The 18,065-nt window shown below is 72.9% G+C and carries 13 protein-coding genes; 5 read left to right on the top strand and 8 right to left on the bottom strand.

The window, feature by feature from the left end:
- Positions 1-58: 58 nt before the first annotated feature.
- Positions 59-1,312 (top strand): helix-turn-helix domain-containing protein, encoded by a 1,254-nt coding sequence (locus IF88_RS0113150; RefSeq protein ID WP_030710488.1) that lies wholly within the window; start codon positions 59-61, stop codon positions 1,310-1,312.
- Between the two features lie 85 nt (positions 1,313-1,397).
- Here the strand turns inward: IF88_RS0113150 and sucD are convergent, their stop codons facing one another.
- The 5 genes from sucD to IF88_RS0113125 all read right to left on the bottom strand — a co-directional run bounded on the left by sucD (position 1,398) and on the right by IF88_RS0113125 (position 8,479).
- Complete coding sequence (gene sucD, locus IF88_RS0113145) at positions 1,398-2,288, bottom strand: succinate--CoA ligase subunit alpha (protein ID WP_030710487.1); 891 nt, start codon at positions 2,286-2,288, stop codon at positions 1,398-1,400.
- Positions 2,289-2,309: 21 nt separating this feature from the next.
- Positions 2,310-3,488, bottom strand: coding sequence for an ADP-forming succinate--CoA ligase subunit beta (gene sucC / locus IF88_RS0113140; RefSeq protein ID WP_030710485.1), 1,179 nt, complete (start codon positions 3,486-3,488; stop codon positions 2,310-2,312).
- Positions 3,489-3,769: 281 nt separating this feature from the next.
- Entirely contained in the window at positions 3,770-4,957 is a 1,188-nt protein-coding gene (locus tag IF88_RS0113135; protein ID WP_051836786.1) for a VWA domain-containing protein, read from the bottom strand.
- Positions 4,958-5,099: 142 nt separating this feature from the next.
- The gene (locus IF88_RS0113130; RefSeq protein WP_051836784.1) at positions 5,100-7,370 is read right to left on the bottom strand and encodes a DUF5682 family protein; all 2,271 of its coding nucleotides are present in this window, start codon (positions 7,368-7,370) and stop codon (positions 5,100-5,102) included.
- A complete protein-coding gene (locus IF88_RS0113125; RefSeq protein WP_030710474.1) occupies positions 7,367-8,479 on the bottom strand; it encodes an ATP-binding protein in 1,113 nt (370 codons plus the stop codon). The genes IF88_RS0113130 and IF88_RS0113125 overlap by 4 nt, the downstream gene beginning before the upstream one ends.
- 134 nt (positions 8,480-8,613) lie before the next feature.
- On the opposite strand from IF88_RS0113125, the gene IF88_RS0113120 reads away from it, so the two are divergent.
- Both IF88_RS0113120 and IF88_RS0113115 read left to right on the top strand, forming a co-directional pair.
- The gene (locus IF88_RS0113120; protein ID WP_030710471.1) at positions 8,614-9,957 is read left to right on the top strand and encodes an SWIM zinc finger family protein; all 1,344 of its coding nucleotides are present in this window, start codon (positions 8,614-8,616) and stop codon (positions 9,955-9,957) included.
- 291 nt (positions 9,958-10,248) lie between these two features.
- A complete protein-coding gene (locus tag IF88_RS0113115) occupies positions 10,249-11,835 on the top strand; it encodes a DUF5691 domain-containing protein (RefSeq protein WP_030710470.1) in 1,587 nt (528 codons plus the stop codon).
- A gap of 118 nt (positions 11,836-11,953) precedes the next feature.
- On the opposite strand, the gene IF88_RS0113110 is transcribed toward IF88_RS0113115, so the two are convergent.
- A complete protein-coding gene (locus IF88_RS0113110) occupies positions 11,954-12,355 on the bottom strand; it encodes a cobalamin B12-binding domain-containing protein (RefSeq protein WP_030710468.1) in 402 nt (133 codons plus the stop codon).
- Positions 12,356-12,529: 174 nt separating this feature from the next.
- Between IF88_RS0113110 and IF88_RS0113105 the strand changes: the two genes are divergently transcribed.
- Positions 12,530-13,312 carry an esterase/lipase family protein gene (locus IF88_RS0113105; RefSeq protein WP_030710466.1) on the top strand — a complete coding sequence of 261 codons (783 nt, stop codon included), beginning with the start codon at positions 12,530-12,532 and terminating at the stop codon, positions 13,310-13,312.
- 220 nt (positions 13,313-13,532) lie between these two features.
- Complete coding sequence (locus tag IF88_RS0113100; RefSeq protein ID WP_063754791.1) at positions 13,533-15,248, top strand: M23 family metallopeptidase; 1,716 nt, start codon at positions 13,533-13,535, stop codon at positions 15,246-15,248.
- On the opposite strand, the gene pcrA is transcribed toward IF88_RS0113100, so the two are convergent.
- Both pcrA and IF88_RS0113090 read right to left on the bottom strand, forming a co-directional pair.
- On the bottom strand, positions 15,151-17,667 hold the full coding sequence (gene pcrA / locus IF88_RS0113095) for a DNA helicase PcrA (RefSeq protein WP_030710458.1): 2,517 nt from the start codon (positions 17,665-17,667) through the stop codon (positions 15,151-15,153). The two genes, IF88_RS0113100 and pcrA, sit on opposite strands and share 98 nt — an antisense overlap.
- Positions 17,651-17,998 carry an ArsR/SmtB family transcription factor gene (locus tag IF88_RS0113090; RefSeq protein WP_037805806.1) on the bottom strand — a complete coding sequence of 116 codons (348 nt, stop codon included), beginning with the start codon at positions 17,996-17,998 and terminating at the stop codon, positions 17,651-17,653. Before IF88_RS0113090 ends, pcrA begins: the two co-directional genes overlap by 17 nt.
- Positions 17,999-18,065 lie beyond the last annotated feature (67 nt).

The raw sequence follows: 18,065 nt of genomic DNA, 5'->3' as shown, positions 1-18,065 counted from the left end.
CCCAATATACGTTTATGTACTTTTTCGCCCAGAGCGGTCGGGTCGCGGGGAGTGTGGCATGACACGCAGCGTCGATACGACCTCCTCATCGGCCCCGGAGCTGAGCCTGCCCGCCCGCAAGGAGCGGCGCAGGCTGCGCGAAGCGGCCGATCTGACGCACGAGCAGGTCGCGGCGGCGGTGGGCGTCACCGCGGCGACGGTCCGCTCCTGGGAAACGGGCCGCACGGACCCCCGCGGCCGCAACCGCGAGGCGTACGCGGTCTTCCTGGCCGCCCTCGCGGCCCCGGCGGCCGCCCCGGAGCAGGCCGACACCACGTCAGACGGGCCCGCCGGGACGTCATTCGCCGCCGACACGCCCCGGACGGCGCAGCCCGCCGAGCCCGCATCGGCGGAGGCACCCGCCGAACCCACCGCACCCGCCCCGCCCGCCGAATCCGCCGCGCCCGCCGCGCCCGCCGTGCCCGCCGCGCCCGCCGCACTCTCGGCCGCAGGCCGGACGACAGGACCGGCCGCGGACTTCGACGCCCTCTACGACCACGCCGCCCCGGCCCTGGCCCGGCAGACCTACCTGCTCACCGGCCGCCGGACCCTCGCCCTGAAGGCCGTGGAGCGCGCGTTCACCCGTGCCTGGGCCCGGTGGCCCGAGGTGGCCACCGACCCGGACCCGGTGGGCTGGGTGCGCGCGGTCGCGTACGACTACGCCCTCTCCCCCTGGCACCGGTTCCGGCGCGCCCACCGCCGGCACGACGCGCCCCCCGCCGACCCCGCGGACCGCATCCTGCTCGCCGCCGTGCTCTCGCTGCCCACGCGCCACCGCCGGACCGTCATGCTCTACGACGGCGTCGGCCTCGACCTTCCCGACACCGCCGCCGAGACCGAGGCCAGCACCCCCACCGCCGGCATCCGCCTCGTGCACGCGCACGCCGACCTCGCCGACCGGATCCCCCAACTGGCCGAGGTACCGCCCGAGAAACAGTCGGCGCTGCTGCGCGACCTGTTCACCGCGCTGCGGCCGGCCGCCCCCCTCGCCCCGCGCCCGGCGGCGGCCGTACGGGGCGGCGGCGAGCGGCGCGTACGGCTGTGGAGCCGCGGGGCCCTCGGGCTGACCGCGGTGATCGCCACCGCCACCGGCTACACCGCCATGACCGCGCCCAACCACTACGAGCCTCCTCAGGCACCCGGCCAGAGCGTCTCCGGCGTGCCCCCGCTGAGCGGCCCCCAGCAGCTCACCGAGCAGCGCCGGCAGCTCCACGAGAAGCTGCGCGCCGATCCGGAGGCCGGGCCGGCCAGGATCGCCCCGAAGGTCGAATGAGAACGGGCGTGGCCCGCACCCCCCGAGGGGTGCGGGCCACGCCCGTGCTTCCGTGCATCCGTACGTGCGTCCGTACGGGGACTGCTTACTGAGCGGCGTTCAGGATCTCGCGCGCCAGCTTCGCGGTCTCGGTCGGCGTCTTGCCGACCTTCACGCCGGCGGCCTCGAGGGCCTCCTTCTTGGCCTGCGCGGTGCCGGAGGAGCCGGAGACGATGGCGCCCGCGTGGCCCATGGTCTTGCCCTCGGGGGCGGTGAAGCCCGCGACGTAACCGACGACCGGCTTGGTGACGTTCTTCGCGATGAAGTCCGCCGCACGCTCCTCGGCGTCGCCGCCGATCTCGCCGATCATGACGATCAGCTCGGTCTCCGGGTCGGCCTCGAAGGCCTCCAGGGCGTCGATGTGCGTGGTGCCGATGACCGGGTCGCCACCGATGCCGACGGCGGAGGTGAAGCCGATGTCACGGAGCTCGTACATCATCTGGTAGGTCAGCGTGCCGGACTTGGACACGAGACCGATCTTGCCGGGCTTGGTGATGTCGCCCGGGATGATGCCGGCGTTGGACTGGCCGGGGGTGATCAGACCCGGGCAGTTCGGGCCGATGATCCGGGTCTTGTTGCCCTTGGCGGTCGCGTACGCCCAGAAGGCGGCGGAGTCGTGCACCGCGATGCCCTCGGTGATGACGACGGCCAGCGGGATCTCGGCGTCGATCGCCTCGACCACGGCGGCCTTGGCGAAGGCCGGCGGGACGAAGAGGACGGAGACGTTGGCGCCCGTCTTCTCCATCGCCTCGGCGACGGAGCCGAAGACCGGGACCTCGGTGCCGTCGAAGTCGACGGTGGTGCCGGCCTTGCGCGGGTTCACGCCGCCGACGATGTTGGTGCCGTCAGCCAGCATCAGCTTGGTGTGCTTCATGCCCGTGGCACCGGTCATGCCCTGGACGATGACCTTGCTGTCCTTGTTGAGGAAGATAGCCATGTGAGTCTGTGACCTCTGCCCTTACTTCGCAGCCGCGAGCTCGGCGGCCTTGTCGGCCGCGCCGTCCATGGTGTCCACGCGCTGGACCAGCGGGTGGTTGGCGTCCGAGAGGATCTTGCGACCCAGCTCGGCGTTGTTGCCGTCGAGACGGACGACGAGGGGCTTGGTGACCTCTTCGCCCTTGTCCTTCAGCAGCTGCAGCGCCTGGACGATGCCGTTGGCGACCTCGTCGCAGGCGGTGATGCCACCGAAGACGTTGACGAAGACGGACTTGACGTCCGGGTCGCCGAGGATGATCTCGAGACCGTTGGCCATGACGGCGGCGGAGGCGCCACCGCCGATGTCCAGGAAGTTGGCGGGCTTGACGCCACCGTGGTTCTCGCCGGCGTAGGCGACGACGTCGAGGGTGCTCATGACGAGACCCGCGCCGTTCCCGATGATGCCGACCTCACCGTCGAGCTTGACGTAGTTGAGGTTCTTCGCCTTGGCGGCGGCCTCGAGCGGGTTCGCCGCCGCGTGGTCCACGAACTCCTCGTGGCCCGGCTGGCGGAACTCGGCGTTCTCGTCGAGCGAGACCTTGCCGTCGAGCGCGATGACGTCGCCGGAGGCGACCTTCGCGAGCGGGTTGACCTCGACGAGGAGCGCGTCCTCGGCGATGAAGGTCGCCCACAGGGTCACGAGGACCTCGGCGACCTGCTCGGCGACCTCGGCCGGGAACTGCGCCAGGGCGACGATCTCGCGGGCCTTCTCGATGGTCACGCCCTCGTTGGCGTTCACCGGGACCTTGGCGAGCTTCTCCGGGGTCTCCTCGGCGACCTGCTCGATGTCCATGCCGCCCGCGACCGACGCCATGGCGAGGAAGGTGCGGTTGGTGCGGTCGAGGAGGTACGAGACGTAGTACTCCTCCAGGATCTCGGGAGCCGTCTCGGCGATCATCACCTTGTGGACCGTGTGGCCCTTGATGTCCATGCCGAGGATGTCCGTCGCCCGGGCGACGGCCTCGTCCGGGGTGGCGGCCAGCTTCACGCCACCGGCCTTGCCGCGGCCGCCGACCTTCACCTGCGCCTTGACGACCGACTTGCCGCCCAGCCGCTCGGTGGCCTCGCGAGCCGCCTCAGGCGTGTCGATGACTTCACCGGCCAGCACCGGTACACCGTGCTTGGCGAAGAGGTCCCTCGCCTGGTACTCGAACAGGTCCACGCGCGTCCGTCCCTTGTCTTTTTTAAAGATTCGCAGTGATTCGCGGTTGTCTGCTATCTGCGTGGGCGTGCCGCGGAGGGCAACGTGACGGCGCTGTCACAAGGAAGGCGCACACGGTGACCGTGGACGCGGCATGTCCGTCCCGCAGGTTATCCCCGCGGGCCGTAGGTCCCTAAATCGCAGATCACACCTGAGCGGTGATACCTGTCACAGATCGCCTCACGGTTGAACTGGAAGTTCGTGCGATTCACCCATTCACACAACGGACCGGGACGGGGCCTTCAGGGTGTCGGCAGGGGCCTCTTCTCCAGTGCCGCGGCCATTACCTCCGGGAACAGGTCGGGGGTGCAGGCGAAGGCCGGCGCGCCGAGCGCCGCGAGCGCGGCGGCGTGCTCGCGGTCGTAGGCCGGGGCTCCCTCGTCGGACAGCGCGAGCAGGGTCACGAACTCGACCCCCGCCCCCTTCATCGCGGCGACCCGCTTGAGCATCTCGTTGCGGATGCCGCCCTCGTAGAGATCGCTGATCAGGACGACGACGGTGTCGGCGGGCCGGGTGATCTTCGACTGGCAGTAGGCGAGGGCGCGGTTGATGTCCGTGCCGCCGCCCAGCTGGGTGCCGAAGAGGACGTCGACCGGGTCGTCGAGCTGATCGGTGAGGTCCACGACGGCGGTGTCGAAGACGACGAGCCGGGTCGCGATCGAGCGCATCGAGGCCAGCACCGCGCCGAAGACGGAGGCGTAGAGGACGGAGGCCGCCATCGAACCCGACTGGTCTATGCAGAGGATCACCTCCTTCTTCACCGATTGCGCCGCACGGCCGTACCCGATCAGCCGCTCGGGGACGACGGTGCGGTACTCGGGCAGGTAGTTCTTGAGGTTGGCCCGGATCGTGCGGTCCCAGTCGATGTCGTGGTGGCGCGGCCGGCTGATCCGCGCGGACCGGTCGAGGGCGCCGGTGAGCGTCGCCCGGGTCCGCGCCGCGAGCTTCTTCTCCAGCTGCTCGACCACCTTGCGGACCACGGCCCGCGCCGTCTCCTTGGTCGTCTCGGGCATCGCCTTGTTCAGCGAGAGCAGCGTGCCCACGAGGTGCACGTCCGGCTCCACCGCCTCCAGCATCTCCGGTTCCAGCAGCAGCGTGGACAGGCCGAGCCGCTCGATCGCGTCGCGCTGCATCACCTGGACCACGGAGCTGGGGAAGTACGTGCGGATGTCCCCGAGCCAGCGCGCCACGTTCGGCGCGGACCCGCCGAGCCCCGCCGACCGCGCCCCCGATCCCTTACGGGACCCCCCGTCGCCCCCGTACAGCGCCCCGAGCGCGGCATCCATCGCCGCGTCCCGCCCGGCGAGCACGCACCCGGTCCCCTCGGCCTCGCCCCCACCGAGCACCATCCGCCACCGCCGCAACCGCTCGCCTCCGGCGGGGTCCGCGGCTCCGTGTCGTACCCGCGCGCCCATGTCCGTACCACCCATCCGTCAGTCCCCCGGCACTCGTCGTGTCCACCTGGCTCTTCCATCCGGCCCCGCTCATCCAGCCCCGCCGCACCACTCCAGCCCCGCCGGCGTTTGAGGCGCGGAGGTCCGGGGGCCGAGCCCCCGGCAGCGGCGCGGCACCTCACCCGGCAAGCAGCATCCGCACCAGCCCCACCACCGCGTCCGCGCGCACGGGATCCAGCTCGGGGCCGAAACCCGCGGGCGCCAAGCCCGGCACGGCAGCCGCGGGACCGCCCGGCCCCCGCCGCACCAGCTCGCCCAGGCTCCGCCTCACCCCCGACTCGTACGCCCCGAAGGTCCTCCGCAGCAGCGGGAGTACATCGGTGAAGGCCCGCTCCGGCACCCCCACCAGCCAGGTGTCGATGAGCCCCAGCAGCCGGTCGTCGTGGACCAGCAGCGTGCCCCCGCCCGAACTCCCGCCCGCGAAGCCCTCGATCCAGCCCGCCGCGTCGGCCGGAGGGGTGGCGGGGGACAGCGCGAGCCCCATCAGCCGCGCCGTCTCCTCGGCCGGCAGCCGTCCGTCGTCGAGGAGCAGCCTGGCCGCCCGGCCGCGTATGACCCCCGGCACGGTGTCCCGGCCGGCCAGCGTCCGCAGCACCGCGGACCAGCGCTCCCGCAGCCCCTCGTCGGTGTCGGCCAGCAGCGCCACCGCTCCGTGCACCCCGTCCACGTGGCCCCGCAGCTCCGCCGCCGCGTCGGCGTCCAGGCCGGCCGCGCAGGCGGGCGGCAGCGCCACGCATATCCGCTCCGCGAGCCCGGCCGCGACCGTGCCCAGCGCCGTCGCGTCCGTGCCGCGCACGTCCCCGTACCGCAGCGAACGGGCCAGCGCGGGCAGGGCCTTGGCGAGCCGCGCCACGTCGGTGTCCAGCGCGGCCCGGTCCGCGAGGGCCCGCAGTACGGCGGGGAGCGCCTCGGACAGTCCGGCCAGCAGGCACCTCTCGGCGAGCGCCGTCACCTCGCCCAGCTCCTCGGCGCCGGCCGCGTCGGCCTCGGCCTTCGCGGTGGCCGCCGCGAGGACGGTGGTGCCCCAGATCCCGGCCTCGGCGACCCGCACCGACAGTTCGGGCTCCCACCGCAGCCGCCAGGTCTCGCGGAAGGTCCCGGTGCTGCCGCGGGAGGCGGCCGGGGTGCCCCATCCGATGCCGAGCAGCCGCAGCCGGTGGAGCAGCAGGGACTTCGCCGCGTCGGTGTCCTTGCGCAGGTCGAGTTCCAGTTCGCGGTCCTGCGCCTCGGCCTTGAGCCGCAGTGAGCGCTGCTGCCGTGTCAGGTCCCGCTGGAGCGGTACGACGGGCGCCGTGTCCGGGACCTCGCCGAGCACGTCGCCGACCACCAGGCGGTCCTCGATCAGCGCGAGCGGTATGTCAGAGCCGTCGCACATCACCGCCCGGACCGCTTCGAGGGTCTCCGTCAGGCCGGGCAGGGGCCGTCCCCGCATCACGGCGAGGGTCTCGGCCAGCCGGACCGCCTCGATGACGTGCGCCGAGGAGACCTGCCGGTCCTCCGCGCGCAGCAGGCCGGCGACCTTGGTCAGCCACCGCTCGACGGGCCGGTCCCTGGCCTCGAAGAGGTGGGCGTACCAGCCGGGCGAGGTGATCCCGGCGCCGTACCCGCCGGCCCGGGCGAGCCGGCGGTGGGTCCACGGCACCCAGGTGGTCTCCACCTTGACCTTCGGCAGACCGCTGAGCAGTGCCTTGTCGGCGGCCACGGTGGTCTTCGCCCGCAGCGCCGGGACGTGCCAGGCCCCGCACACGACGGCGTACGCGTCGCCGAACTCCCGGCGGGCCGCCCGCATCCGCTGCCGCATGTACGCCTCGCGCACCAGGTCGCGGTGGTGGCCGCCGTCGCCGTACGCCTCGCGCAGGGCTCCCATGGCCTCCCCGAGCGCCTCGAACGCGCCGAGCGCCTCCTCCCCCGCGCTCCCGGCGCCGCCGGCGCCCCGGTGTTCGACCACGTCCTCCCACCAGCGTTCGGGATCGTCGTACCCGGCGGTCTCGGCCAGCACCGCGAGGGGGTCCACCCGGACCGCCCCGGGATCGGCCTGGTCGGCGCCCGGCTCCGCCGCCGCCAGCGAGTGCGCGGCCGGCAGGTCCATGAACCGCACCGGTACGCCGGCCCGTTGCGCCCAGCGGATCGCCACCCACTCCGGGGAGAAGTCGGCGAGCGGCCAGAACGCGGCCCGGCCGGGGTCGTCCGCGGCGTGCGCGAGCAGCGCCACGGGCGGCCGCATCCCGGGATCGGCGGCCAGCGCGAGCAGCCCGTCCCCCTCGGGTGGCCCCTCGATCAGCACGGCCGCCGGGCGGGCCGCGTCGAGCGCCGCCCGCACCGCGCGGGCCGAGCCGGGCCCGTGGTGCCGTACGCCCAGCAGCAGCGGGCCCCCTGGGCTCGGGCTCATACCGTCACCTCCCGGCAGGCCCGGTAGAAGTCCTTCCAGCCGTCGCGCTCGCGGACCACGGCCTCCAGGTACTCCTGCCAGACCACCTTGTCGGCGGCCGGGTCGCGGACCACGGCGCCGAGGATGCCGGCGGCCACGTCGGAGGGGCGCAGCACGCCGTCCCCGAAGTGGGCGGCCAGGGCCAGGCCGCCGGTGACGACGGAGATGGCCTCGGCGGTGGACAGGGTGCCGCTGGGCGACTTCACCTTCGTACGGCCGTCGCCGGTGACCCCGTCGCGCAGCTCGCGGAAGACGGTGACGACGCGGCGGATCTCCTCCAGGCCCTCGGGGGCGGCCGGCAGGTCGAGGGCGCGGCCCATCTGGTCGACGCGGCGGGCCACGATGTCGACCTCTGCGTCGGCGGTGGCGGGCAGCGGCAGCGGCAGCACCACGGTGTTGAAGCGGCGGCGCAGCGCGCTGGAGAGCTCGTTGACCCCGCGGTCGCGGTCGTTGGCGGTGGCGATGAGGTTGAAGCCGCGCACGGCCTGCACCTCTTCGCCGAGCTCCGGTATCGGCAGCGTCTTCTCGGACAGGACGGTGATGAGGGTGTCCTGGACGTCGGCCGGGATGCGGGTGAGCTCCTCTACCCGGGCGGTCATGCCCTCGGCCATCGCCCGCATGACGGGGCTGGGGACGAGGGCCTCGCGGCTGGGGCCGTGGGCGAGGAGCCGGGCGTAGTTCCAGCCGTACCGGATGGCCTCCTCGGGGGTGCCGGCGGTGCCCTGGACGAGGAGGGTGGAGTCCCCGCTGACGGCGGCGGCGAGGTGTTCGGAGACCCAGGTCTTGGCGGTGCCGGGCACGCCGAGCAGGAGCAGGGCGCGGTCGGTGGCCAGGGTGGTGACGGCGACCTCGACGATGCGGCGCGGTCCCACGTACTTGGGCGTGATGACCGTGCCGTCGTCGAGCGTGCCGCCTTGCAGGTACGTGGCGACGGCCCATGGGGAGAGCTTCCAGCGGGCCGGACGGGGCCGGTCGTCGGCGGCCGCGAGGGCTTTCAGTTCGTGTGCGAAAGCGTCTTCGGCGTGCGGTCGCAGCGCTTCGGCCGGGCGTTCGTTCTCGGGCGTGGTCATGGTCCCCCTCCAAGGCTCGGCAGCCGCTTCCGACTGCTGCATCCAAGGTGCACCACACCACTGACAACGGGCCCTGCTCATGACGTCGTTGCAGGTCAGAGCGATTGTCAGTGGGGGTCTCTACGGTGGAACACATGACTGAGCAGGGGGTCCGCTGGACAGCGGAACAGGTACTGGCTCTGGCTCCTGACGATGCCTCACGTAAAGCGGGGAGCAGACTCGGAGGGGCGGGTCCGTGGTCGCAGATCGGAGGTTCCGCTTCCGGTTCTGTGTGGGGGTTGTGCAAGGGCAGCGGCAGCAAGCCGTACCGGACGGTCGTGGACCTCGCCGGACCGGCCTACAAGTGCTCCTGCCCCAGTAGGAAGTTCCCGTGCAAGCACGCGCTGGGGCTGCTGCTGCTCTGGTCCGCCGAGGGGGTCGGCGAGCCGGGCGAGGCGCCGGACTGGGCCGCGCAGTGGCTGGCGGACCGGGCGGCCAAGGCCGCGCGTCCCGCCGCCGGGGCGGGCGGCCCGGTGGACGAGGAGGGGGCGCGCAAGCGGGCCGAGCGGCGGGCGGCCCGCGTCGGCGCGGGCGTCACCGAGCTGGAACAGCGGCTGGCCGATCTGGTGCGCGGCGGCCTCGCGGGCCAGGAACAGGCCGGTTACGCGGGGTGGGAGGAGACCGCGGCCCGGATGGTCGACGCGCAGGCACCCGGACTGGCCTCGCGGGTGCGGGAGTTGGGGACGATACCCAGTTGCGGCCCGGGCTGGCCCGCCCGGATGCTGGAGGAGGCGGCGCTGCTGCACCTGCTGGACCGGGCCTGGCTGGGGGTGGCCGGGCTGCCGGAACAGCTGGCGGCGACGGTGCGCAGCCGGGTGGGACTGCCGGCCTCCGGGGAGGCGGAGGCCGTACGGGACCGCTGGCTGGTGCTGGCCCAGTACGACTCGGTGTCACCGGACGGCCGGCTCACCACCCGCCGGATATGGCTGCGCGGACTGCAGGGCGGAAGGCCCGCCCTGGTACTGGACTTCGGACCGCCCGGGCGGTCGCCGGGCCTGTCGCTGCCGGTCGGGCTGGTGCTGGAGGCGGAGGTCCGCTTCCGGCCCGGATCGGCGGGGCTGCGGGCGGACCTCGGGGAGAGACTCTCGGCGGCCGTTCCGTGCGCCGGGGTTCCGGCCGGGGTGAGCACGGGGGCGGCGCTGGAGGCGTACGGGGCGGCGGTGCGGGAGGACCCGTGGCTGGAGTCCTGGCCGGTGGTGCTCGGCCCGGTGATCCCGATACCGGGCGAGCTCGGCTGGCAGCTGGCGGACGCGGAGGGCACCTGCGCCCTGCCGGTGCCCCTCACCGGGGCCGGCAGCCGTTCCCGCTCGGGCCTTTGGCAGCTGGCCGCGTTGTCGGGCGGGGGCCCGGTGACGGTCTTCGGCGAGTGCGGCCACCGCGGCTTCACCCCGCTGACGGCCTGGCAGCCGGACTCTCCCGAGCCGGTCGCCCTGTCCTGAGCGCGGGCTGACAACACCACACACAGCAGGGGGCCTGGGGGGACGTGTGCCGTCACACAGGGGCGGCGGGGAGGGAACGCGTGGGCGCCGGGGAGCGTCGCACGCGGCACGAGGAGGGTGCGGCGGCGCGGGGGCGCCGGCGCTGTGACGACGAGAAGCCGGGGGGCTTGCATGAACGACAACCACGCCAGTTGAGCGCAGTACACGAACGCACGACAGCCCCGGTCCCGCGGAGGGGGCGGGACCGGGGCGCAGGACGCGAAGAAGGACGAGCGGCGAGGGAGGGGCCCGATGAGCAAGGGTGACGAGGGGTACGGGGAGTGGGAGGAGCTGGTCGGCGCCGCGCTGCTGGGCACCGACCGGCGCGGGGGCGGTGGCCCGGCCGGCTCGCCGGAAGCGCTGCTGGACGCGGCGGCCGTGCACGCCGTACGGCGCAGAGCCGGGCTGCGGCCGGCCGCGGCGGGCCCGCATCCGCAGCCCGCGCCCCGCGATCCGCGCCCGGCGCCACCGGAGGCGGCCGGCCGCCGGCTCGCCCAGTTGCTCGCCGGCCGGACGGCCGCGGGCAGCGGCGGCGGACGGCGCGGGGCCGCCCCGGACCTGACGGAGCTGCTGCCCCAGTGGCTGGCCGCGGCCGGCCGGTACGGCTACCGCGCGCCGGCCGCCCTGGTACCGGCGCTCCTGGACGCGGCCCGGGCCCGTACGGACCTGCGTCCGCAGGCATTGGCCCTGGCCGGCACGCGCGGGCTGTGGCTGGCCCGGCTGAATCCGGACTGGCGGTTCGCCCTGCGCGGCGGGGCGGGCGGCACCGGGGACCTGCCCGAGGTGACCGACCCGGCCGGGGTCGAACGGCTGTGGCAGGAGGGGCTGTTCGCGGAGCGGGTGGCGCTGCTCGGCGCCGTACGGGCACACGAGGCGGCGGCCGCGACGCGGCTGCTGGCGACGACCTGGGCCACCGAACGGGCCGAGGACCGGCTGATGTTCCTCGATTCGCTGCGCGTGGGGCTGTGGGAGGGGGACGAGGCGTTCCTGGAGGCGGCCCTGGGCGACCGCAGCCGCAACGTCCGCGCGACGGCCGCCGAACTGCTGTCGGCGCTGCCGCGATCGGCCCTGGCCGGCCGGATGGCGGAGCGCGCCCTGGCCTGTGTGGGCCCGGAGGGAGTGACCCCGCCGGCCGAGTGCGATGCGGGCATGCTCCGCGACGGGGTGGTCAAGCGGCCGCCCGCCGGACGCGGGGAGCGGGCCTGGTGGCTCGGCCAGATCGTGGAGGCGGCGCCGCTGTCGTGCTGGCGGGAGCGGTTCGGGGGGCTCGGCCCGGCGGAGATCGTGGCGCTGCCGTCGGCCGAGGGCGAGGGATGGACGGAGGAACTGCACGCGGCGTGGTGCCGGGCGGCGGTGCGTCAGCGCGACGCGGCGTGGTCGCGGGCCCTGCTCGGCCCGCCGTCCGCATCGCCCGCCGCGGGTCCGGGCACGGCTTCGCTCGCGGAGCGGGCCAAGCTGCTGGAGACCCTGCCGGATGCGGAGCGGGCGGAGTGGGTCGCCGAGTTCATACGGGCCCACGGGCTGTCGGAGGCGTTCCAGCTGCTCGGGGTGTGCGTCGTGCCGTGGGCGGGGGCGCTCGGCCGGGCGGTGGTGGACGCGCTGGACATGGCCCGCGAGGCCGGCAGCTATCCGTGGAGCTTCAGCGGGGTGATGGGCCTGGCCGAACGCTGCCTCGATCCTGCGGAGGCCGGCCGGCTGGAGGCCCTGACCGCGGCCACGGAGGAGCCGCCGGACGCGGCTCCCGGCGCGGCCGCGTACTGGGCCGAGGCCTTTCAGCGGCTGGTGGCCACGCTTCGGCTGCGCGCGGCCATGCTTTCCGAGCTGGCGCCGGCCGCCTGATCCCTCCCCGGGGGGCGGGCTGGGCGGTCCGGTGCGGCTCAACGACCTGGCGCTCCGCCCCAGACCCTCCCCCAGACTCCGTCCGGGGGGACCCCCGCCTCACACGCCGGCGGGGCTGTCAGGTGCGGACGTTCGCTCGGACCCAGTCCACGATGGACGTCGTCGTCGCGCCCGGGGTGAAGATCTCGGCCACGCCCTTTTCCTTGAGGGGGGCGATGTCGTCCTCCGGGATGATGCCGCCGCCGAAGACCTTGATGTCCTCCGCGTCGCGCTCCTTGAGCAGTTCCAGCACGCGCGCGAACAGCGTGTTGTGGGCGCCGGAGAGGATCGAGAGGCCGATCGCGTCGGCGTCCTCCTGAATGGCGGTGTCCACGATCTGCTCGGGGGTCTGGTGGAGGCCGGTGTAGATGACCTCCATGCCCGCGTCCCGCAGCGCCCGCGCGATCACCTTGGCCCCGCGGTCGTGGCCGTCGAGACCCGGCTTGGCCACCACCACACGGATCGGACCGGTCACACCCATCGCACTGCCTCCCGAGTGAACGAACGTTAAGTACAGCATCGCGCACGCCACCGTTTCGCGGTCAATCACGAGGGGGAAATCACACGTGGGACGGCATTGCGCCACCGCGCCGACAGCCGCACGGCACGGTGGCGCAAGAGCCCCGGGTCCCAAGAGGCTCAGGGGAGGCCGTCGATGGGGCTGCACATACCCGCGTCCATACCCACGTCCGGTGCCGCCCTGCGGGCCGGCGCGCTCGAGGTGGTGGTGCTCGGCGGGCACCTCCTCCTCTATCCGACCGGAGTGTGCCAGGAAAAGCTCACCGCCGCCGCGCCCGCGACACGCCCGCCCCTCCTCCTCCTCCACGGATTCACCGACAACCGGTCCGTCTTCGTGCTCCTGCGCCGCGCCCTCGGGGCGGGCGGCCTGCGGCACGTGGAGGCGTACAACTACTCGCCCTTCACCCTCGACCTGCGCGTCACCGCCCGCCATCTCGCCCGTCGTGTCGAGGAACTGTGCGAGCGCACCGGGCAGGAGCGGGTGGACCTGGTCGGGCACAGCCTGGGTGGCCTGGTCGGCCGGTACTACGTGCAGCGCCTCGGCGGCGACACCCGGGTCCGGACCCTCGTCACCCTCGGCACCCCGCACTCCGGCACGCGGGTCGCACCCTTCATGGACGCGCACCCGCTGGTGCGGCAGATGCGCCCGGACTCCGAGGTGCTGGCCGAACTCGCCGCGCCCGCGCCAGGATGCGCCACCCGGTGCGTGGCGTTCTGGAGCGAGTTGGACGCGCTGATGACTCCCGTCGGGACCGCGCGGATCGAGCATCCGGATCTGCTCGTGGAGAACGTGCAGGTCACCGGGATCGGGCACCTCGCGCTGCCCGCGCACCCCGCCGTCATCGCGGCGGTCCGGCGCATCCTCGACGGGCCCGGTCTGGCCGCCGTCGCGGACTCGGAGGCCGCTTCCGTCGCCTAGCCGCCGCGCGACCTCCAGTCGAACGAATTTCGAACTCAAGGCCAAGGGTGCGTCTTTCGGCGACCGAAAGGCGGCTGAATGCCCGGTTCCGGCAATCCCGAGACCCGGCGAAGATTGTCGTTGCGAGTAACCGACGGGTACAGTCACGCCACTGCTCTCCTCCGGTGAACCACGCGTTCCCGGCCACCCAGGCCCCACTGCCGAGGCGAAAGAGAAGTTGGTGAACGACCGCCCCTCGTCGGGCCAGTACCCGGATGCCGGGTATGACGGCCTTACCACCACCACTTTCGCTGGTGACTCGACCTACGTTTCCTATGAAACGCAGGGCCAGGGGGTCAATTACGCCGCCTACGGCTCCTACGAGACCGGCGCGTACGACACCACCGCGTGGACCTCGCAGGACCCTTACCTGTCCACGATCCCGACCCAGGCCGCACCCGAGGACACCACCGGGACCTGGGACGCGAGCGCCTGGAACACGCAAGGCGCGGACCACTCCGGCTACACCGAGTACCAGCCGACCTCCTTCGGCTACGACGCCTCCGGCGAGCAGACCGGACACTGGGCGATGCCGGGCTACGGCACCACCGGCACCGAGACCGGCGCCTACGACGCCACCGCCTGGAACACCGTCGCGGAGACCCCGGCGCAGCCCGAGGCCGCGTACCCGTACGGATACGAGTACCAGCCCGCGCAGCAGCGGCCGCAGCAGCAGCAGCCGCAGGCACAGGAGTACGCGTACGGGACGACCTCCGTCGGCTACGACGCCGGGACCCAGGCCGGAAACGACGCGTACGCCGACGGCTACAGCCAGACCGCGGTCTTCGATGTGCTCTCCGACGCGAGCGCCGAGGCGCCCGAGGCGTCCCCGGCGTCCGAGGTCCACGAGCTGCCCGAGGTCCACGAACTCCACGCCGCGCACGAGGTCCACGACCTCCCCACGCAGGCCATGCCCGTGACCGCCGCTCCGCGCGCCGCGCGCCGGACCGCAGCCAAGGGCAACGCCAAGGCCGCCGGCAACAGCCGTCGCCGCACTCCGGCGAAGCGTTCCGCCCTGCTGACCGTGGCCGTGCCCTCCGCGTGCGTGATGGGCGTCGCGGGCGTGGCGGCCGCCTCCGTCGGCGGGCTCACCGACACGGACAAGCCCGCCCAGGACACCACCACGATGGCCGCGCCCGACCCGGCCTCGGTGAAGCCCGTCGCGGCGAACACCAAGCTCGACACCCAACTGGTCGCGCTCAGCGCCGACGCGGGCGATTTCGCGGACCGCGCGAGCCGCACGCAGGAGCGCATCGACCTGCGCGAACGCCAGGAAGAGGAAAAGAAGAAGAAGGCGGAGGAGGCAGCGGCCAAGGAGGCCGCCCGTCCCAAGTTCGCCATCCCCGTCACGCAGCAGGGCCTGAGCGCCAACTTCGGCCAGGCCGGCGGCATGTGGATGTCCGTGCACACCGGCATCGACTTCCCGGTTTCCTACGGAACCCCGGTCATGGCCGCCACCGACGGCACCGTGCGCACCCAGTACAACAGCGCCTACGGGAACATGGCCATAGTGACCGCGCCCGACGGCACCGAGACCTGGTACTGCCACCTCAGCTCCACCAAGATCCGCGGCGGCAAGGTCAAGGCGGGCGACGTCATCGCCTACTCCGGCAACTCGGGCAACTCCACCGGCCCGCACCTCCACTTCGAGGTCCGTCCCGGTGGCGGCTCCGCGATCGACCCGCTGGCGTGGCAAGGCGGAGGGCCGAGGCTCGTACTGGACGTACCTGCCCGGTCCGACAACGCGGCGAGGTGCCGTGCCGGGCGTCGCGCCCCGGTGAACCTTTCCGGTCACAGCACTAGAGCTTCTGCACCGGCGCGTAACGCAGCAGCAGCCGCTTGGGCTTGTCGTCCCCGAAGTCGATGGTGGCCTGCGCGTCCGCGCCCGCTCCCTTGACCTCCATGACGGTGCCGAGCCCGAACTGGTCGTGCGTGACCCGGTCCCCGACCACCAGGGCGATGACCGGCTTGTCCGCGGCCCGCCGCGTCGCGAACCCGGACGGGCCCGACTTCGTACGCGACGAGGACAGGAACGCCTCGGGCGAGGTGCCGAAGGTCGCCTTCCCCGAAGCGGAGGACCCGTAGCCGGAGCTCCGCATCGGTCCCGCCGGCTTCTGCGTGGCACCCGTCCGCTTCCACTGGAGGTACTCGGCCGGGATCTCCTCGAGGAACCGCGACGGCGGGTTGTACGAGGGGGTGCCCCAGGCGCTGCGCATGCTGGACCGCGTCAGGTACAACCGCTCGCGGGCCCGCGTGATGCCGACGTAGGCGAGGCGGCGCTCCTCCTCCAGCTCCTTGGTCTGGCCCAGCGCGCGCATGTGCGGGAAGACCCCGTCCTCCATGCCGGTCAGGAAGACCACCGGGAACTCCAGGCCCTTGGCGGTGTGCAGGGTCATCAGCGTGATGACGCCGGTGCCCTCGGTGTCCTCGTCGGGGATCTGGTCGGAGTCGGCGACGAGCGCGACCTGCTCCAGGAACTCGGCCAGGGTGCCGGATCCGGGAGCCGGGGCTCCGGTCTCGGCCGCCTCGGCCGCCGCGGCCTCCCGCGCCTGCTCGAACTCCAGCGCCACCGCCGCCAGCTCCTGGAGGTTCTCGATCCGCGTCTCGTCCTGCGGGTCGGTCGACGCCTGCAGCTCGGCGAGGTAGCCGGTCCGTTCCAGGACCGCTTCCAGGACCACCGCCGGGCCCGCGCCCGAGTCGACGATCGTGCGGAGCTCCTCCATCAGCACGTTGAACCGCTTCACCGCGTTCGTCGAGCGGGCGGCCATGCCGAAGGCCTCGTCCACGCGCCGCAGCGCCTGCGGGAAGGTGATCTTCTCGCGCATCGCGAGGGCGTCGATCATCGCCTCGGCGCGCTCGCCGATGCCGCGCTTGGGCGTGTTCAGGATCCGGCGGAGCGGGACGTTGTCCTCCGGGTTGGCGAGGACGCGCAGGTACGCGAGGACGTCGCGGACCTCCTTGCGCTCGTAGAAGCGGACGCCGCCGACGACCTTGTAGGGCAGTCCGACCCGGATGAAGATCTCCTCGAACACGCGTGACTGCGCGTTGGTCCGGTAGAAGATCGCGACGTCGCCCGCCTTGGCGTCGCCCGCGTCCGTCAGCCGGTCGATCTCGTCGGCGACGAACTGCGCCTCGTCGTGCTCGGTGTCCGCGACGTAGCCGGTGATGACGGCGCCGGTGCCGGCCTCGGTCCACAGGTTCTTGGCGCGGCGGTTCTCGTTGCGCTCGATGACCGCGTTGGCGGCGGAGAGGATCGTCTGCGTGGAGCGGTAGTTCTGCTCCAGCAGGATCGTCGTCGCGTCCTTGTAGTCCTCTTCGAACTGGAGGATGTTGCGGATGGTCGCGCCGCGGAAGGCGTAGATCGACTGGTCGGCGTCACCCACGACGCACAGTTCGGCCGGCGGCAGGTCCGGGTAGCCGGTGCCGACCAGCTCGCGCACGAGCGTGTACTGGGCGTGGTTGGTGTCCTGGTACTCGTCCACCAGGACGTGTCGGAAGCGGCGCCGGTAGTGCTCGGCGACGTCGGGGAACGCCTGGAGCAGGTGCACCGTGGTCATGATGATGTCGTCGAAGTCGAGCGCGTTCGCCTCGCGCAGCCGCCCCTGGTACATCGCGTACGCCTGGGCGAGGGTCTTCTCGAACCCGTCGACGGCCTGGTCGGCGAAGGCCTCCTCGTCGATCAGCTCGTTCTTCAGGTTCGAGATCTTGGCGTTGAAGGACTTCGGCGGGAACTTCTTCGGGTCCAGGTCCAGGTCGCGGCAGACGAGCGCCATCAGGCGCTTCGAGTCGGCCGCGTCGTAGATGGAGAACGAGGAGGTGAAGCCGAGCCGCTTGGACTCGCGGCGCAGGATGCGGACGCACGCGCTGTGGAAGGTGGAGACCCACATGGCGCCCGCGCGCGGGCCGACCAGGCTCTCGACGCGCTCCTTCATCTCGCCGGCGGCCTTGTTGGTGAAGGTGATCGCCAGGATCTGGCCGGGGTGGACGTTCCGCGCGGACAGCAGGTGTCCGATGCGGTGGGTCAGCACCCGGGTCTTGCCGGAGCCGGCGCCGGCCACGATGAGCAGCGGGGAGCCCGCGTGCACCACGGCCGCGGCCTGCTGCTCGTTCAGCCCGTGCAGGAGCGTCGCCGGGTCGATGACGGGCCTGGGGGCGCCGTCCCGGTAGTACGCGTCCCTGCTCATGGGCACGTCGAAGCGCCCGCCGAAGAGATCGTCCGCGCCCGGTTCCGGGGCGCCGTGGTCCTCGGGCGGCGGCGGGACCTCGTCGGAGGGGGTGAGGTCCGCCAGGAAACTGTCGTCAAAGAGGCTGCTCATCGCATTCCGAGTCTAGGGGGCGGGACCGACAGGCCAGGACGAGTTCCAGCAGACCGGGGAAGCACTCGTCCAGATCGTCGCGGCGCAGTGCGAGGTAGAGCTTGCGGCCGCGGGGCCGCTGGCAGATCACTCCGCTCTCGCGCAGCGCCTTGAGGTGGTGCGTGACGCTCGATCTGGGCAGGTCGGGCACGACCTCGCCGCAGAACGCCTCCTCGCCGGAGGCCAGCTTGCGGACGATCTCCAGGCGCACGGGATGCCCGAGCGCGGCCAGCACCTCGACCAGCTCGATGCGGTCGGCGGCGGGGTGGGTCAGGTCAGCAGCGGCAGCCATGCCCCCACTGTACGCAGATCTCGTACGGACATTGTCAGACCGTTCGAAGATCTCGTACAGTTCCGAT

It is taken from the genome of Streptomyces sp. NRRL F-2580, from assembly GCF_000720115.1.
Classification (GTDB): Bacteria; Actinomycetota; Actinomycetes; order Streptomycetales; family Streptomycetaceae; genus Streptomyces.
Note: the sequence above shows the minus strand (reverse complement) of the source record. Positions and strands in the feature narration are given on the sequence as shown.

Coding starts and splice junctions, on each gene's coding strand:
- IF88_RS0113090 (WP_037805806.1), bottom strand. CDS start 17,998: ATGGCTGCCGCTGCTGACCTGACCCACCCCGCCGCCGACCGCATCGAG.
- pcrA (WP_030710458.1), bottom strand. CDS start 17,667: ATGAGCAGCCTCTTTGACGACAGTTTCCTGGCGGACCTCACCCCCTCC.
- IF88_RS0113120 (WP_030710471.1), top strand. CDS start 8,614: ATGACTGAGCAGGGGGTCCGCTGGACAGCGGAACAGGTACTGGCTCTG.
- IF88_RS0113125 (WP_030710474.1), bottom strand. CDS start 8,479: ATGACCACGCCCGAGAACGAACGCCCGGCCGAAGCGCTGCGACCGCAC.
- sucD (WP_030710487.1), bottom strand. CDS start 2,288: ATGGCTATCTTCCTCAACAAGGACAGCAAGGTCATCGTCCAGGGCATG.
- IF88_RS0113135 (WP_051836786.1), bottom strand. CDS start 4,957: ATGGGTGGTACGGACATGGGCGCGCGGGTACGACACGGAGCCGCGGAC.
- IF88_RS0113110 (WP_030710468.1), bottom strand. CDS start 12,355: ATGGGTGTGACCGGTCCGATCCGTGTGGTGGTGGCCAAGCCGGGTCTC.
- IF88_RS0113150 (WP_030710488.1), top strand. CDS start 59: ATGACACGCAGCGTCGATACGACCTCCTCATCGGCCCCGGAGCTGAGC.
- IF88_RS0113115 (WP_030710470.1), top strand. CDS start 10,249: ATGAGCAAGGGTGACGAGGGGTACGGGGAGTGGGAGGAGCTGGTCGGC.
- IF88_RS0113130 (WP_051836784.1), bottom strand. CDS start 7,370: ATGAGCCCGAGCCCAGGGGGCCCGCTGCTGCTGGGCGTACGGCACCAC.
- IF88_RS0113105 (WP_030710466.1), top strand. CDS start 12,530: ATGGGGCTGCACATACCCGCGTCCATACCCACGTCCGGTGCCGCCCTG.